The organism is Candidatus Trichorickettsia mobilis (assembly GCF_034366785.1).
GTDB classification, from domain to species: domain Bacteria; phylum Pseudomonadota; class Alphaproteobacteria; order Rickettsiales; family Rickettsiaceae; genus Trichorickettsia; species Trichorickettsia mobilis_A.
Genome location: NZ_CP112932.1, coordinates 1,283,278 through 1,300,269, shown reverse-complemented (window position 1 = coordinate 1,300,269; position 16,992 = coordinate 1,283,278). Strand labels below are relative to the sequence as shown.

Below are 16,992 nucleotides of genomic sequence, written 5' to 3'. Positions count from 1 at the left end.
AATTAATACTTAACACTTAAATAATACAGCATTTTGTTCTGACAACAAAGCACTAAAACACTTTACCTTAGTGCTTGAGTAATACCAGTCATTGCAAGGCCATTTATGATCGGAGCAATCCAGTTATAAGACAAGAGCACACATGGAGACACTATCACAGAGCCTACATCCATTTTTTATTTTTAAAAAATTTATAAGTTAAAAATATTGAAAGTAACATCAATAATATAGCTATTGGGTAGCCATAATGGTACTTTAATTCAGGCATAAAATCAAAATTCATACCATAAATACTTGCTATTAAAGTAGGAGGTAAAAATAGTACAGCAACTATTGAAAAAATTCTAATAATATCATTTTGTTCAATAGCTATCATTCCAAGAGTTGCGTCTAAAATAAAATTTAGCTCTCCAGATAAAAAGTGAGCAAAGTCACTAATTGAATTTATATCGGTAAAGATAGTTTTTAGGCAAATCATTTTTTGTTCATCACAACAAAAATCCGAAGATTGCAAAACATGGTGTACCGCTCTCATTAAAGAGACCAAACTTTCACGACTTTTCGAGAGCAAGTCTCCATTATACCCTATTCTTTCTAATACTTCACGATATTCTACTTTTTCGTTTGGTATACTTTTAGTAAATATCCTTTTACTGCAACTGTCTATTTCTTCGCGAATGGATACAAGTATATCAGATAATCTTTCTACTATACTTCGAAATAATTCTAAAAAAATATCGTCTGCTGTATAATAACAATTAATTAATTGTTTACCTAATTTATTAACAAAAACACTAAAAACTTTGAGTTCAGTGTAACGAACAGTGATTAAGCGGTGCTTATGAAGAATAAAGGTTATAGAATGAGTAGTAGGAACATCACTTTCAGCAACAGTTAATTGTACAGTAGTTATATATAACGCCTCATTTTCAACATATAATCTACGGGAAACCTCAATCTGTTTTACTTCTTCTAGAGTTGGCACATCAATACCAAGAAAGCTTTCGACCAATCTTTCTTCATCGTCGGAAATATTAAATAAATCTATCCATATTGTTGACTCATTGAGAACATAATTCTCACTTTTCTTAAGTGCATTATCTTGATTTAAATATGTGATAATCATTACTAATCTTGGCTTTCTAATTTAAAGGTCATGGACTAACCTAAGTTATATAATTAACTAATAGTCGCTACAATTGCTAATTATGTTTTATCCAACAAATAATATGTAATGTTAATATTTTTGAGGCTTTTATGTTATTTAATGGGCAGAGAGGAAGAACATCATTAATTTGCTTTTTCCTTTTGACTAACCATACGTACTATTTTATATTAAGGCTCTAACTAACCCATAACATATACTATGAAAAACATTTCATATTGCCTCCTAATCATTTTCTTTATCTGCTCATTTGCTAATAACCTTTTAGCCACAAATGATAATTACCCTAAAACAAGAGAAGAAAGAAAAGCAGAGGAAATGGGTTCAATGTTAGGTGGCGACGGCATTGTATTTGCACCAGGTAAGATTAAAAATGAATCTACCAAAAACTCAGTTGGCTCTGTAAACAAATATTTATGGCAAGCTGCCATTGAAACTTTAAATTTTGCACCACTTGCTGCAATTGATAGTACTGGCGGGGTAATTATCACTGAATGGTATAGTCCAAAAAACAAACCACAATTTAGTTTTAAGATTAATTTATTTATTAAAGACACAGTAATTAGTCCAGATGCCATTGAAGTTAAGGTTTTTTCTAAAACATTAAAAAACGGCAATTGGACTCAAAATGACAAACCCTCAGATTTAGCTCCCGTACTAGAGGATAAAATTCTAAGGCGTGCACGAGAATTATATATTCAATCTGAACGCAAGGAATAATAAATAATATGAAAAACATCGAACATAAATGGCAGAAAATTTGGCAAGAACAAGGAGCTTTTACAGCAGATATTAACAAAGAACTGCCAAAATATTATGTTCTTGAAATGCTGCCCTACCCTTCCGGAAAAATTCATGTAGGTCACTTACGAAACTATGCGATCGGCGATTGTTTTGCACGCTTTATGAGGGCACGTGGCTATAATATATTGCATCCTATGGGCTGGGATGCGTTTGGTTTACCGGCTGAAAATGCCGCTATTAGCAATAATGCTCATCCAGCTACATGGACTTATAATAATATTGCAACCATGCGTGATCAACTAAAGTCGATAGGCCTGTCTTATGATTGGTCGAAAGAAATTACTAGTTGCGCTCCTGATTATTATAAACATGAACAGAAATTTTTTCTTGAACTATATGAAAGAGGTTTGGCTTACCAGAAAGAATCGATAGTGAACTGGGATCCGGTAGACCAAACCGTACTGGCTAATGAACAGGTAGTAGACGGTAAAGGTTGGCGCAGTGGCGCTGTTGTTGAAAAACGTTATCTAAAACAATGGTTCTTAAGGATCACCAATTACGTTGAAGAATTACTAAGCGAGATCAAAAACTTGTCACAATGGCCGGAAAGTGTGCGAGTGATGCAAGAAAAATGGATTGGTAAATCAATTGGTGCTCAGATCAAATTCAAAATTAAAGAGCTAAACGAATCAATTGAAGTATTTTCAACGCGACCTGAAACTATTTTTGGTGCTAGTTTTATTGGAATTGCTTATAATCACCCATTAACTAATACGCTTGCTATTAAATCTGATGACCAGTTTAAAGCTTTTATTACCCAGTGTTCTCTACTGGATCATGGAGCAAATTCTATTGACAAAGTCCAAAAGCAAGGAATATTTACTGGACTTCATGCCATACACCCTTTAGATAAAAAAATAGAAATTCCAATAATTATTGCCAATTATGTATTAGCTGATTATGGAACTGGCGCAGTTTTTGGTTGTCCAGCACATGATGAACGTGATCATGAGTTGGCTAAATTTCTACAATTACCGATTAAGCAAGTGATTGATAAAGCTGGTATTACAATTGACGTTGATCAAGAAGCTTATACTGGTGACGGAGTAATGATAAACTCTCATTTACTGAACAAACTAAATCTTGCAGAAGCAAAGGAAAAAATAATTACTGAACTTGAAAAATTACAATCTGGTGAACGTAAATCTAATTATCGCCTAAAAGATTGGGGAGTATCGAGACAACGTTTTTGGGGATGCCCTATTCCAATTATTCATTGCTCCAACTGCGGCCCAGTAGCAGTACCAGATGATCAACTGCCGGTTACTTTGCCTCAGGATGTTATCTTTGATGGTCGCGGTAATCCACTTTCTAATCATCCAAGCTGGAAACATGTTGAGTGCCCAAAATGTAATCGCTCAAGTGTCAGAGAAACTGATACTTTTGATACTTTCTTTGAATCATCATGGTATTTTACCAGATATTGCGATCCATCAGCATCAGAAATGACTAACCGTACTGCATGCGATTACTGGTTGCCGGTAGATCAGTATATTGGTGGTGTTGAACATGCAGTACTACATTTATTGTATGCCAGATTTTTTACCAAAATCATGAATGAACAAGGGTATGTAAATATACGCGAACCTTTTACCAGTCTATTAACACAAGGTATGGTATTACACGCTACTTACCAAGACATAGAAGGTAATTGGGTATATCCGGACGAAGTAGTTAAAAAAGATAGCAAGCTTATTCATAAGGAAAGCGGCCTTGAAGTATTTTTAGGCAAAGTAGAAAAAATGAGTAAATCAAAGAAGAATGTCGTTGATTTAGAATCTATGCTTAAACAGTACGGAGCAGATGCAATGCGTCTCTTTGTATTATCTGACAGCCCTCCGGAAAAAGATTTAGAATGGTCTACTAATGGACTTGAAGGTTGTTCCAAGTTTATTACCAGATTATATAATATGTGTAATGAAATTACATTAAAAGAGCAATCTAGCATAAACATAAATTCAGTTGACACTAACTCTAACTTACGAAGTTTAATTCATTACACTATCAAGCAAGTTACTGATGAGATAGCTAATTTCAAATTAAATAAAGCTATCGCTCATATCCGTGAATTATTTAATAAATTATCAGATGAGCTAGCGGCTAGTACAACTGATATTCAACTAATAAAAGAAGGTTATACTGTTTTAATTCAATTGATTAACCCTTTTACTCCACATTATGCTGAAGAAATATGGCAGATTCTTGGCTACACTACTCCACTTTATTTAACTAATTGGCCGATATTTGATGAAAAATTTTTGGTATCAGCCACTTACACTATTGCTATACAGGTGAACGGTAAATTACGGGCTGTCAGCGATATTGCAAATGCGACTCCTGAGGAAGAGATAAAAAATTTGGCGATAAATTTACCTGAAGTACAAAAACATATAACTGGACTTGCAATTAAAAAAATTATTATAGTTCCACAAAAGATAATAAATATTGTAGTTTAGAGTTGTGAGCGTTCACGGATTTTAGCAAAAATGTCATTGCGAGCGAACGTCAGTTCGCGTGGCAATCTAGTCTTTAAGTCCTTGGGATTCATTCCTGGATTGCTTCGGGCTTTAGCCATCAGCTCAGACGAATCTTACTTTAATTTACACGGTTCATTGAACACTATCTAATGACTCCGCAATTCGTGAGAATATATCAGATCCCGAACAGCTAGTGTCATCCCGAAACAAGTTCGGGATGACACTAGGTGTTTGGGATGACTGTGTTAGCTTGGGATGACGTGAGCGTTTGTTTACACCGAATATCTATCAGATTATATTTTTCAACACATTATCTTTTCTTATAAAATGATGATATAGCGCAGCCAAGACATGTGCTACAATTACTCCGACAAAAACCCATGCAAAATAACCGTGTAACATCCATGAGGTTTTGCCAATTAACTCATTCTTGGTTATTGTTTTAATTGTATAAAACCCATAAATACTTATATCATGACCACTCATTAATGACATTAACATGCCGCTAATTGGCATTGCAAACATTAATAAATATAGCAACAAATGACCTGCTTTTGCTGCAAGGTGCTGCCATAAAGGCATCTCAACAACTACACTAACATTAATTAATTTCCAAATTAATCTTAAGAAAATAAAAAACAACAACATTACCCCAGTAGCTTTATGGATGCCATAAATTTGAAATTTTAATTCAGAACTAGCCATACCAGACATCACAAAACCAACTATTATCATTCCTAATATAACTGCAGCAATTGCCCAATGTAATAATTTCGCTACTATTCCATACTCATCTCTTGTATTCTTAATCATAAATTTATCTTCCTATACTTTGATCTTGTTTTTTCTCCTGTTCTAGATTCTGCACTCTACTAACTTCTGGTTTAATACCTAAATCAATAACATGATCATATTTCATTCCACCCTCTGCTAGATTCTTACCTATTTCTTGTACTGTTTGTCTATCTTGTGGTGAAAATTTATTTACTACTATCTCAGTGATTTCATATAAAAACTTCCATGATAACTCTAATTTCTCTTGGAGAGTCAGTTTTTGATCATTATTTTGCTTCTTTTGATAATATGCCGCAGACTGGGCCTCTTTATTGCTATCTACTACTTTTTGCCCCCTAGCACCGCCTGATCTTTTTACAAAAAATACTACAATCAATATAAGCCCAACTATACCAAGAACTATATTCATAATACCAATATTATTAATAATATCCATTATATATTCTCCATCTTGTTTTAATCTACGTAGTGAAGGTAGACGAAGGTCAAAATTGAAGAAGTGCTAGGAGTATCAAAGTCGAGTACCGCAGCGTACTTAAGTACGTGAGGAACGCAGATCTTTAGATACGACAACGCAATTCTCAATTTTCACCGAGTTTTATACCTATGTTTCGATTTGAATCGTAGTATGAGTAATATTAAATTTAGTCGCCAATTCCTGTTCTAAACTTCTTAGCACAGTTTGACTATCTTTTAAAGTATGTTTATCAGTAACCAGGTGAAAACTGCAAGCAATAAAGCCAGAGGTAATAACCCACACATGCAAATCATAACAACGCACTACTCCCGGGGTACTATTAATAGCTTGCTCTAACTCTTCTATATTAATGTTAGACGGTGTCCCTTCCATTAATACTGCAACAGAATCTTTTAACAACCCTATTGAGCTCCATAATATAAATACTCCAACGATAAAAGATACTATTGGGTCAATAATCGATATGTCGGTTAACATTATAAAAATACCAGCTACCACTACTCCAAAAGCAGTAGCTACATCTCCTATTATGTGTAGAAAAGCGCTGCGAATGTTAATATCTTCTTTTGAAGCTTTATGTAATAACATGCCATTAAATAAATTTACACTTGCAGCACAAAATGCCACAATAATCACCACCATCCCTTCCACTGCAACTGGATTGAGATAACGATGATAAGCTTCATAACAAATGATCAATGCCATTACGATTAAAATAAGGGCATTAACAAATGTAGCAATAATTCCAGTTCGATGAAAACCAAATGTACGTTTAGCCGTCACAGGGCTTTCTGCAATCCACATTGAATACCACGAACTTGCAACAGCAATTGCATCTGCAAAATTATGAGCCGCGTCTGAAATCACCGCTAAACTATTAGCCAGATACCCAACTATTAATTCACCTATCACGACACTAAACGTCAAGAAAGTAATTAACCCCATGGTTTTATGTGAAACTTTTGCTGGAAAATGATGCGAATTAGCTGGTGGCATTTTTATATTTTATGATCTTAACTATTTTAATAGAGTAACACAAATAATACGTCATATGTTTACAACTATCCCTAAACCATAACAGAGTTTTTTGCAATTGTTGCATTTTCATCAGCGAACTGTTATATAATTAGCCTCATTCAGCTCTATATATATTTTAGTAATATTATTTATGAACAACAAATTTTTATCATTCCAGGAAATTATTTTAACTCTACAACATTATTGGCATCATCATGGTTGTGCTATTCTCCAACCTTATGACCTTGAGATGGGAGCTGGTACTTTTCATCCAGCGACCGTACTTAGAACCTTAAGCCAGAAATCATGGAATGTTGCTTTTGTCCAACCGTCCAGGAGACCAACAGATAGCAGATACGGAAATCATCCTAATCGCATGCAGCATTATTATCAATTCCAAGTTATTTTAAAGCCATCACCAGATAATATTCAAGAATTATATTTAAACAGCTTGCAAGAAATCGGCATTAATTTAACCGAACATGATATTAGATTTGTTGAAGATGATTGGGAATCACCAACTCTTGGTGCTGCAGGACGTGGCTGGGAGGTATGGTGTAACGGTATGGAAGTATCACAATTTACTTATATGCAGCAAATAGGCGGCATTGACTGTAGACCGGTAGCCGGTGAAATTACCTATGGTTTAGAGCGGTTAGCTCTTTATATTCAGGAAATTGATGAGGTAAAGAATATAAATTGGAATGGTAGAACGGATGAGTATAAATTAACTTATGGTGAAATTGATTTTGCAGCAGAAAAACAGTTTTCAATATTCAATTTAGAAGTTGCCGATGTAGAATTCTTGCGTCATCAGTTTAAAGATAGTGAACAACAAGTTCAAAATCTGATTCAGCAAGAATTACCTATAGTTGCTTATGATTATTGCATTAAAGCCAGCCATTTTTTTAATATTCTCGATGCCAGAGGAGCAATTAGTGTCACTGAACGTGCTTCTTATATTGCAAGAATTCGTGATCTTGCTAAACAATGTTGCGTTAAATGGCTTGAACTAGAACAAAATGCTCAATAGTACATTTCATGGAGTATACATATGAGTGAATTATTACTAGAACTACTAAGCGAAGAAATTCCAGCACTAATGCAAACAGCAGCTGCAACGAGTTATCTAGAAATTTTTACCAAAACTTTTATAGATAATGAAATAGCATTTGATAGTTTAAAAGTTTTTGCAGGATCACGTCGTATTACATTATATGTAACCGGCTTACCAAAAACTTTACCAGCAAAAATACTGGAAATTAAAGGGCCACGTCTTGATGCTAGTGAATCAGTAATCGCAAGTTTTTGCAAAGCTCACTCAATTACCAAAGAACAACTAGCTCCGCATAATTCATTTTATATTCATAAAAAACAACAACAGATAATTGAAATAAAGCAGCTGTTGCTTGAGTTATTGCCTAAAGCCATTAGCAGTTATTCCTGGCCAAAATCGATGTATTGGAATAATTATTCGCTCGCATGGGTTAGGCCATTAACTAATATTTTATGTATTCTTGATCGTCAATTACTACCTATAACACTAGCTCATTTGACTGCTAATGACTATACTTACGGACATAAATTTCTATCGAAGAGTAAATTAGAAAATATTCAATCTTTTGAGGATTACCAACAAAGATTAGCACAAAATAAAGTTATAATTGACGGATTTGAGCGCAAAAAAATGATCGAAGAGCAATTGCAGGAGCTAACTAAGCGTTTTGATCTCACTCTGAACCATGATCCTAAATTACTAGAAGAAATAACAGGCTTGATTGAATATCCAACGGTGATGATTGGGACAATTGCTGTTAAATTTTTAAAATTACCGCCTGAAGTTTTAATTACTTCAATGCGAACCCACCAAAAATATATTACTGCCTTTGATAAAAACGGTAATTTTGCGCCATATTTTCTATTTGTCAGCAATAATTATTTATTACAATATCAAGATAATATTATTGCTGGTAATGAAAAAGTATTGTCTGCAAGACTATCTGATGCTTTATATTTTTATGAACAGGATTTAAAAACAACTGCTGAACATAAAGCTAAGCAACTTAAGCAAACCGTATTTCACGCAAAGCTTGGCAGCATGTTTGATAAAAGTGAACGAGTTGCACAAATCTGCAATTATCTTTTTCCAAAAAATAGACCTCTTCGGAAACTTATTTATGATGAGGAATTTTTAGGGAAAACGAAGTCGAGTACCCCAGCGTATATAGACATACGTGAGGAACGGAGCCTAGTTTTGACGAAAAAATTACCATCAGAAATTGAGTTTCCGGAGAGGTCTAATGAGGATTTACAAATAGCTGCTAAACTATGTAAAACTGATCTAGTTTCAGAAATGGTACAGGAATTTCCAGAGTTGCAAGGCATCATGGGATATTATTATGCAAAATCTGCCGGCCTCCACGAAGAAATAGCAATTGCAATCAGAGATCATTATAAACCACAAGGATTATCAGACAATGTACCTACTAGTATGGCAGCACAACTAGCTCTTGCAGATAAACTAGATAGTCTGATTACTCTAATGTCCGTTGGAGAAAAAGCAACTAGTTCAAAAGATCCTTATGCTCTTCGAAGATATGCAATAGCGATTATTAGAATCATCTTGACTAATAAGTTCTCAATAAACTCACAAGATTTATCAAAAATATTTGAGATTTTAAATATTAATGATAGTAATTTTTCTGGATTTATCGAGTTTTTACAAGAAAGAGTCAAATTTTATTTCAAAGAACAATATGATCTTGCTTTAATTAATGCTGTATTAGATCTTCGCAAACAAGATTTATTAACTATTGCAGTAAAACTTGAAATTTTACAAACTTTTACTGGCAGTAATGAAGGACAAGCTTTGATCTCAGCATATAAAAGGATCAATAATATATTAGACAATAATTTTATTAACACAGCAATCCAACCAAAATTATTGCAAACAACTGCAGAAGTCGAGTTAAACGAGGCCCTAAATAAAATTGCCGAGGCACTAACGATGACTTTTGCTACAAACCTAGAATTACTCATTAAAATAATTCCATATCTTGATAATTTTTTTGATAAGGTACTGGTAAACGATGAAAATCCTGAACTACGTCATAATCGCTTATCGCTTTTATATAATATTAAGCAACTATTTCTACAAATAGCTAATTTTGATTATCTATAATGTACGAATTAATAAAAGCAGCAAACATCATCAAACAAGGTGGAGTTGTTGCGTTTCCAACAGAAACGGTATATGGGCTTGGAGCAGATGCTACCAATGAACAAGCAGTACAAAAAATCTTTCAAATAAAAAATCGTCCACAGATCAACCCTTTAATAGTACATGTTACAAATATTGCCCAAGCAGAATCTATCGCTCATTTTAATGAAGATGCTTATACTTTAAGCCAATTTTGGCCAGGACCACTAACTATTATAGTTTCACTAAAACCAGGGCATCGCATTGCTAACTCAGTATTAGCTGGACTATCGACTATTGCCATTAGAGTTCCGGCTCATGATCTTGCTCGTCAATTAATAGATCTAACTAATTGTCCCATTGCAGCTCCGAGTGCTAATCCTTCAGGCTATATTAGTGCTACTAATGCTGGGCATGTAGCTACTGATTTTGCCGATACTGAGGTTTTTGTAATTAATGACAATAATCCTTTGGCAATATTAGGTTTAGAATCTACTATCATTGATACTACTACTGCTACTCCCACAATCTTACGCTATGGTTTTATTACTCCTGAAACAATAGAATTAGCTTTAGGTAAAAAAATAATAAATCTACTACCGCCACAACACGTAATCAAAGCACCAGGAATGTTAGATAAACATTATGCACCCAAAACCAAATTGCGTCTTAATGCTGATAATATGACTGCTAACGAAATAGGGTTAAATTTCGGCAATAGTAATTTAGACGGCTCCTACACGATAAATTTGAGTAAAACCGGCAATATGACTGAGGCAGCAGCTAATTTATATAATTTCCTAAGAATATTAGATAATTATTCGCTAAATAACAGCATCACTCAGATTGCAGTTGCTACAATTCCAAATCACGGTATAGGTCTTGCGATCAACGATCGATTAAAACGAGCAGCTTTTTGCTAGATATTTTATATAAATTACGTTTGATTATGTAATATTGCTAATGTATATACTTCTCATAAATGAAAAGTTAAAAAAATGTTTGTCATGCTGAACTCGTTTCAGCATCTTGTGAATTCCTGACGAGATGCTGAAACGAGTTCAGCATGACCAATGCTATTTGCGGCTACGCACTGCAATTTTTCCAACTCTTCATTTATACACAGTATATATTGGGTAGCCATAAATTTTAATTTTATAGTTCATAACTTTAGGAAAATATTATGAAAAAGAAATCAACTAAATTACCTATACCTGTCTCAGAAGAAGAAAAAAAACATTATTTAAAAAAAATTGAAGAAATTGAGAAAAACGGAGTTTCAGAGCAAGTAAAACTATTAGTTATGCAGATGATGCAAGGAAAAAAGGTTACAGCAGAACAATTTGTCAAAGCACTTAATGATCAATATGTAACTGAGCGCTTTAATTTAGAAAATATGGAAAACAAAGAAAACAACCCATTCTCAGCAAATATTTCAGGAGAAAATTCAAAAATACAATATGATCAAAGTGATCAAAATGATAGCTAATTTTCTACTATTATAACTCTAGTATGACTATAGCCATTATTATCAATAACCCTGATGATTTTTTTACCAATAGTTGCCTGCCATAAAAACAATTCTGTGGGCATAGTTTTAGCAATAAATTGATTATCTACAAACCAGAATAGTGTTGCAGCATTTGCATCAGTAATCGCTGAAAAAGTAATAAATTTACTAACTTTAAGTGAATAAACAACATTTTTAAGCGGAGAAGTAATTTCTGGTTTCTGGTAGCTATTGCTATTAACTCCATAAACACTTATAGTAGACGGCAAAGGATTTTTATTTATACTAACCTGGTTCAGATCACTGGACCAGAACTTGCTGATCTGATAAGAATTATTCCCTGATGCCAGTTGTCTCTCTTGTTTTCTATATATACCACTAGGCTTAATTGGCGATTTACCTGGAATAAACCACGTATCAGTCTTAATAGGACATAGGTTATTATCTATATCGCCAGTATCAGCACAAGCTAAAACCTTAGTAATCTTTAATGATGGCACTTTATAGCTAATTAAATCTTCAATTAGATTTATACTAGTTAAAGAATCAATAATATTAAAAAATAATGGCGCTGCGGTTTTCACTCCGATAAACTGCCCCTTAACTTTTCCTTGAAAATCACCAACCCACACTGCAAGCACATATTTACCGAATATACCTACAGCCCAACTATCACGAAATGCGCTAGAAGTCCCTGTCTTCCAATAAACTGCTAAATTTGTCGCTGCACTACCTAACATATTGGCATTTAATCCAGGTCTTGCTACATTCTTTAATATGTCTAGAGTCATATAGCTAGCTTCAGGTGATAATAGTGAACTAATCTCAAGATTATTTGGTTGTACCTCTATTACTTTCTTAAGTTCCTGATATCTCCCCATATTTGCAAGCATGGCATATAATTTTACTAGCTCTTCCATAGTAACTTCTACACCACCAAGAGCTAATGATAATCCATACTTATCTACAGGTAATAATCTGGCTACTCCAGATTGTTTTAAAAATTCATAAAAAGTTGGGTTGAATAACTTGGAAGCGAGATATAATACCGGAACATTTCTACTCTTAATCAATGCATCTCTAGCACTAATAGGCCCAATAAAATCACCATCAAAATTTTCCGGTAAATAATTACCATAATTATATGGTGTATCTTTCAACAATGTTAGTGGATGGATTAATCCTTGATCAAAAGCTAAAGCATAAACAAACGGTTTTAAAGTCGACCCTGGAGAACGCCTAGTTCTTGTCCCATCAATCTGACCTTGAATATTGACATCAGAAAAATTAGCTGAACCAACACTTGCTAACACTTCCATGGTAGTAAAATCTATCAATAAGGCGGCAGCATTTTTAATGCCGTAAATTGTTGACGCATTTACATAAACCTCAAGCTGACGAGCAATTAAACTTTGGATTTCTTTGTCTATTGTAGTAGTAATATTATGATGATTATTAGTTGCAAGCATTCTTAACGTAAACTGCGGTGCTATAAACGGTAAATCTTGTATAGAATTAAATTTAGCCGGCAAATCAAATAATTTATTATAAACTTTATCTTGTGGATGCAACTCCTGCCAACGCTCAAATAAAAATTTCCTGGCTAATAAAGTTTTATTATTAGATACTTCCAATACTTTACTATTTGGAGCTCTTTTAACTGGATTCTGAGGAATCACTGCCAAACTTAAACTTTCAAATAAGTTTAAGTCCTGTGCTTGACGACCTAAATATATATAGCTTGCTGCTCCTACCCCTTCAATATTACCACCATACGGCACTAAATTTAAATAGGCTTCTAATATATCACGCTTTGAATAATGTAATTCCAACTGAATGGCTTTTACTATTTGCCAAATTTTGCCTAAGACATTACTAGATTTTATTTTGAATTTCAATCTAGCCACTTGCATAGTAATAGTTGAACCGCCAACTTTACGATTACCTCCAAGATATGTCTGGATGAAAGCTTTATATAGCGCAATAGGATTAACACCTATATGTTGATAAAAATATTTATCTTCATATAACAACACCGCTTCAATAAATTGAGGTGCTATATTGTCTAGTGATGTATATAATCTATATTTCTGATCGGCAGAGATGGTTAAGCGTATTAATTTTTTATTTCTATCCAAAACTATCCTGGAAAAATCCGTATCTTCTAATAATAAAGGTTTAGAAAGGATCATATATGACAACAAAATAGCTATCATCAACATTAGAAATCTAGCAAGAAACATGTGAAAATTTTTTATAATTTTAATACCGTTTAAATTACTATTGACTCAAGCAGTCTATAGTATATACTACCCTAGTATTTTTAAAATATAATTTGATTATTAATATGTTTGCAGTCATTAGAACAGGTGGAAAACAATATAAAGTTGCTAGAAATAGCAAAATAAAAATAGAGAAAATTGATGGTATTCCCGGAGCGAAAGTTGAATTCAATGAAATACTGATGATTGGCGAAGCATCAAAGGCATTTTTTATTGGCACTCCTATTGTTAAGGATGCACTTGTAACAGCTGAGATTACTAGTCAGCTTAAAGATGATAAAATATTAGTATTTAAGAAAAAACGTCGTCAAAACTATCGACGCACTGCTGGGCATAGACAAGAATTAACAGAGATAAAGATTTTAGATATTACAAAGAAATAATATTTTGATTTTATTATAGATGGTATTGAAAGATGGCAACGAAAAAAGCTGGTGGTAGTTCTAGAAACGGTAGAGATTCTGCCGGTCGTAGACTGGGCGCTAAAAAATCCGATGGACAATATGTTATACCAGGCAACATTATCTTTAGACAACGTGGGACAAAATTTCATCCTGGTCAGAATGTAGGTATTGGGAAGGATCATACATTATTTTCCTTAATTAAAGGTAAGGTAGAGTTTACTTGTAAGAAAGGACGTAAAATAATAAATGTACTTGCAGTATAGTTATAGGAATTATTTGCTATAACTATACAAAGGTGTTCAGAAATAAACTTGTCATTCTGGCATAAGTTATAAAATGAATGTTGTCAAACAGAGTTGCTAAAAAACTTATGATGGAATAACAAATACCACACAGATAAATATCATTATACTCTAACTCTTATCTTAATTTTCTGAAGCAAGATATGTAAATGTCATTACAGATCTTATTTGCTAACAAAACTATTCCCCAATTTATCTTTGTCATTAAAATTTAAGTAGCTATAATGAGTACCATAACTGTTAATGAAGTAGCTAATATTACTGTAAGTAATAACTCTTCTATCTTTTCACTAATAGCCTCCGCAGATCTTGTTAGTAAATCAGTTATGTTATTACTCATTATTGTCTCTATCTGGTCATGGACAATAATATTTGATAAAACTTTACGTTTAACTAAAATTAAAAAGAAAATCGCTGCTTTTGAGTCAGTATTTTGGTCTGGACAAATTTTGGATCAGTTATATGAAAACATAAAGAATGCTGTTGACAACCCATTAGCCGCAATATTTGTTGGTGCCATGCACGAATGTAAGCGTGGTAATAGAAAGAATCAAACAGACTCTTTCTTAAAAATTGGTCAAAAAGAACGGATCCTACAATCTATGCATTTAATACGAGACCGTGAACTAGAAAAACTAGAAACAAACTTGACTTTCCTAGCTACAGTAGGTTCAAGCGCAACTTTTATTGGATTATTCGGCACTGTATGGGGAATAATGCATAGTTTTCAATCCATTGCTGCTTCAAAAAACACCTCATTAGCAGTAGTAGCACCTGGAATAGCCGAAGCATTGCTTGCTACTGCGATTGGTTTGCTTGCAGCAATTCCTGCCGTAATTTTTCATAGCTATTTAATGAATAAAGTAATATCAATTAATAATAAGATGGACGATTTTGTAGGGGAACTAAATACTCTCTTATCTAGAGCGATTGATGAAGAAAAAATATGATATGATATACTCGGTGAAAATTGAGAATTGCGTCGTCGTCAACTAGAGATCTGCGGTGCTCACGTATTACCATACGCTGTGCTCCTCGGCTCTATGACTCCTAGCACTTATTCAATTTTGACCTTCGTCTATCCAATCCCAAATTTACGGTAATTATAAACTTCTTACTAAACCGTTGCGATAAAATTAAGGAAAACGCATAATCTATGGCCTTTAAACTAGCAAATACACAATATAATAGACGTGGTAGGCGTAGCATAAGCTGTGAGATCAACATCACTCCGCTAGTTGATGTGATGCTGGTATTATTAATAATTTTCATGGTTACTTCGCCAATGCTAGTGGCAGGTATTAACGTTGATCTACCGGAAACAAAAGCCAGTCCAATGACAGGTCAGGATGAACCACTGGTTTTAACTATTAACAAAAAAGGTGAGCTCTTTCTAGTTGAAACTAAAATAGAACGTACACATATAGCAGAAAAACTTACTCAAATAACAAAAGAAAAAAAAGACACTAGAATTTTTATCAGAGGTGACAAGGCAGCACCTTATGGTGAGATTGTAAAAATCATTGCTGAAATTCATGCTGCTGGTTTTTCAAAAGTAGCACTTATTTCCAATATTAAACACAATGAAAAATAATGATAATACTTCACTTCTAGCATTATCATGTTCTCTTGCCGTACATTTATTGGTATTTTACATAGTAATATTTGGTTTACCATTTGAAACTAAAGTGCTTGAAGAAGAACAGGTGATTACCTTTGATATGCTACCGACTAGTGCTATATCAAACGTACCTACCAAAAAAGTTCAGCAAGCTGAACCAGAAAAAGTCGAGGACGCAAAAAAAATATTAAAAACTAAAGCCGACCCCGTTCCTGAAACTCCAGCTCCAGTTGTAAAAAAAGAACCAACGACTACTGCCGCAGAAACTACAAAACCTGCAATAGCAGAAGAACCGGAACTACCAAAAGAAAATTCTCCAGTTAAAGAAGAAGCTATTGATATTAAGAAACCGGAACCAATTCAAAAAAAAGAACCTAAGCCTGAACCTAAGCCGGAAAAGCAAATTCCAAAAGAATCACCTAAGAATCAAAAGAAGGAAAGTAAACCTACTACCAAACCAGATAAAAAGAAAAAAATTATCAATGATAAAGATCTTGATTCGCTACTCAAAACTTTAGAACAATCATCTGACGGTAATAATAACAAATCGACTAAATATGCAAAAAAATCAGAGCAAAGTGATGTAGATAAAGAATCAAAAGGTTCATATGATGAGAACTTAGCTTTATCTATTAGTGAGATAGCTTTAATTAAACAACAAATTGAAAAGCACCGGAATATACCCATTGGCACAGCAAATATTGAACAAGTAAAAATTACGTTATATATAGCACTCAATAAAGATGGCACCGTAACGCAAGTGCAAATCAAAGACAAATTTTGTGGAGCTGCGGCACCAGACGCTTGTATGATGGTTGCCAATAGTGCTATGAGAGCAGTATGGCAAGCAAGCCCTCTTGAAAATTTATCAGCTGAACGTTATAGTATCTGGAAAGAATTTAATTTGCTTTTTGATTCTAGTGAGCTATTAAGATAAA

General features: G+C 33.7%; 16 protein-coding genes. 11 read left to right on the top strand and 5 right to left on the bottom strand.

Annotated features, from left to right (window positions below; genetic code table 11):
* Window positions 1-163: 163 nt before the first annotated feature.
* Window positions 164-1,126: a magnesium transporter CorA family protein gene (locus Trichorick_RS06020; RefSeq protein WP_323738099.1), complete on the bottom strand. Its 963-nt coding sequence runs from the start codon at window positions 1,124-1,126 to the stop codon at window positions 164-166.
* A 240-nt stretch (window positions 1,127-1,366) separates the two neighbouring features.
* Here Trichorick_RS06020 and Trichorick_RS06015 point away from each other — a divergent pair, with 240 nt between their 5' ends.
* Complete coding sequence (locus tag Trichorick_RS06015; protein WP_323738098.1) at window positions 1,367-1,885, top strand: DUF3576 domain-containing protein; 519 nt, start codon at window positions 1,367-1,369, stop codon at window positions 1,883-1,885.
* 8 nt (window positions 1,886-1,893) lie between these two features.
* On the top strand, window positions 1,894-4,425 hold the full coding sequence (gene leuS / locus Trichorick_RS06010) for a leucine--tRNA ligase (protein WP_323738097.1): 2,532 nt from the start codon (window positions 1,894-1,896) through the stop codon (window positions 4,423-4,425).
* Between the two features lie 309 nt (window positions 4,426-4,734).
* Here leuS and Trichorick_RS06005 read toward each other — a convergent pair whose 3' ends face one another.
* The 3 genes from Trichorick_RS06005 to Trichorick_RS05995 form a co-directional block, all read right to left on the bottom strand.
* Window positions 4,735-5,259 (bottom strand): cytochrome b, encoded by a 525-nt coding sequence (locus tag Trichorick_RS06005; RefSeq protein WP_323738096.1) that lies wholly within the window; start codon window positions 5,257-5,259, stop codon window positions 4,735-4,737.
* Window positions 5,260-5,263: 4 nt separating this feature from the next.
* Window positions 5,264-5,677 carry a DUF2660 domain-containing protein gene (locus Trichorick_RS06000; protein WP_323738095.1) on the bottom strand — a complete coding sequence of 138 codons (414 nt, stop codon included), beginning with the start codon at window positions 5,675-5,677 and terminating at the stop codon, window positions 5,264-5,266.
* 168 nt (window positions 5,678-5,845) lie between these two features.
* Window positions 5,846-6,715, bottom strand: coding sequence for a cation diffusion facilitator family transporter (locus Trichorick_RS05995; RefSeq protein ID WP_323738094.1), 870 nt, complete (start codon window positions 6,713-6,715; stop codon window positions 5,846-5,848).
* A 172-nt stretch (window positions 6,716-6,887) separates the two neighbouring features.
* Here Trichorick_RS05995 and Trichorick_RS05990 point away from each other — a divergent pair, with 172 nt between their 5' ends.
* From Trichorick_RS05990 to Trichorick_RS05975, 4 genes are all read left to right on the top strand, one after another.
* Window positions 6,888-7,769, top strand: coding sequence for a glycine--tRNA ligase subunit alpha (locus tag Trichorick_RS05990; RefSeq protein WP_323738093.1), 882 nt, complete (start codon window positions 6,888-6,890; stop codon window positions 7,767-7,769).
* A gap of 21 nt (window positions 7,770-7,790) precedes the next feature.
* Window positions 7,791-9,917 carry a glycine--tRNA ligase subunit beta gene (gene glyS / locus Trichorick_RS05985; RefSeq protein ID WP_323738092.1) on the top strand — a complete coding sequence of 709 codons (2,127 nt, stop codon included), beginning with the start codon at window positions 7,791-7,793 and terminating at the stop codon, window positions 9,915-9,917.
* Window positions 9,917-10,858, top strand: coding sequence for an L-threonylcarbamoyladenylate synthase (locus Trichorick_RS05980; RefSeq protein ID WP_323738091.1), 942 nt, complete (start codon window positions 9,917-9,919; stop codon window positions 10,856-10,858). Before glyS ends, Trichorick_RS05980 begins: the two co-directional genes overlap by 1 nt.
* Window positions 10,859-11,118: 260 nt before the next feature.
* A complete protein-coding gene (locus tag Trichorick_RS05975) occupies window positions 11,119-11,424 on the top strand; it encodes a hypothetical protein (protein WP_323738090.1) in 306 nt (101 codons plus the stop codon).
* Here the strand turns inward: Trichorick_RS05975 and pbpC are convergent.
* A complete protein-coding gene (gene pbpC, locus Trichorick_RS05970) occupies window positions 11,421-13,637 on the bottom strand; it encodes a penicillin-binding protein 1C (protein ID WP_410250243.1) in 2,217 nt (738 codons plus the stop codon). The genes Trichorick_RS05975 and pbpC overlap by 4 nt on opposite strands.
* Window positions 13,638-13,792: 155 nt before the next feature.
* Between pbpC and rplU the strand changes: the two genes are divergently transcribed.
* From rplU to Trichorick_RS05945, 5 genes are all read left to right on the top strand, one after another.
* Window positions 13,793-14,110: a 50S ribosomal protein L21 gene (gene rplU, locus Trichorick_RS05965; protein WP_316353981.1), complete on the top strand. Its 318-nt coding sequence runs from the start codon at window positions 13,793-13,795 to the stop codon at window positions 14,108-14,110.
* A gap of 32 nt (window positions 14,111-14,142) precedes the next feature.
* Window positions 14,143-14,394, top strand: a complete 252-nt coding sequence (gene rpmA, locus Trichorick_RS05960; RefSeq protein WP_323738088.1) for a 50S ribosomal protein L27 — start codon at window positions 14,143-14,145, stop codon at window positions 14,392-14,394.
* Window positions 14,395-14,657: 263 nt separating this feature from the next.
* Entirely contained in the window at window positions 14,658-15,383 is a 726-nt protein-coding gene (gene tolQ / locus Trichorick_RS05955; protein WP_323738087.1) for a protein TolQ, read from the top strand.
* A gap of 206 nt (window positions 15,384-15,589) precedes the next feature.
* Window positions 15,590-16,027 carry a protein TolR gene (gene tolR / locus Trichorick_RS05950; RefSeq protein WP_323738086.1) on the top strand — a complete coding sequence of 146 codons (438 nt, stop codon included), beginning with the start codon at window positions 15,590-15,592 and terminating at the stop codon, window positions 16,025-16,027.
* Window positions 16,017-16,991, top strand: a complete 975-nt coding sequence (locus tag Trichorick_RS05945) for an energy transducer TonB (RefSeq protein WP_323738085.1) — start codon at window positions 16,017-16,019, stop codon at window positions 16,989-16,991. The genes tolR and Trichorick_RS05945 overlap by 11 nt, the downstream gene beginning before the upstream one ends.
* The last annotated feature ends 1 nt before the right edge of the window (window position 16,992 follow it).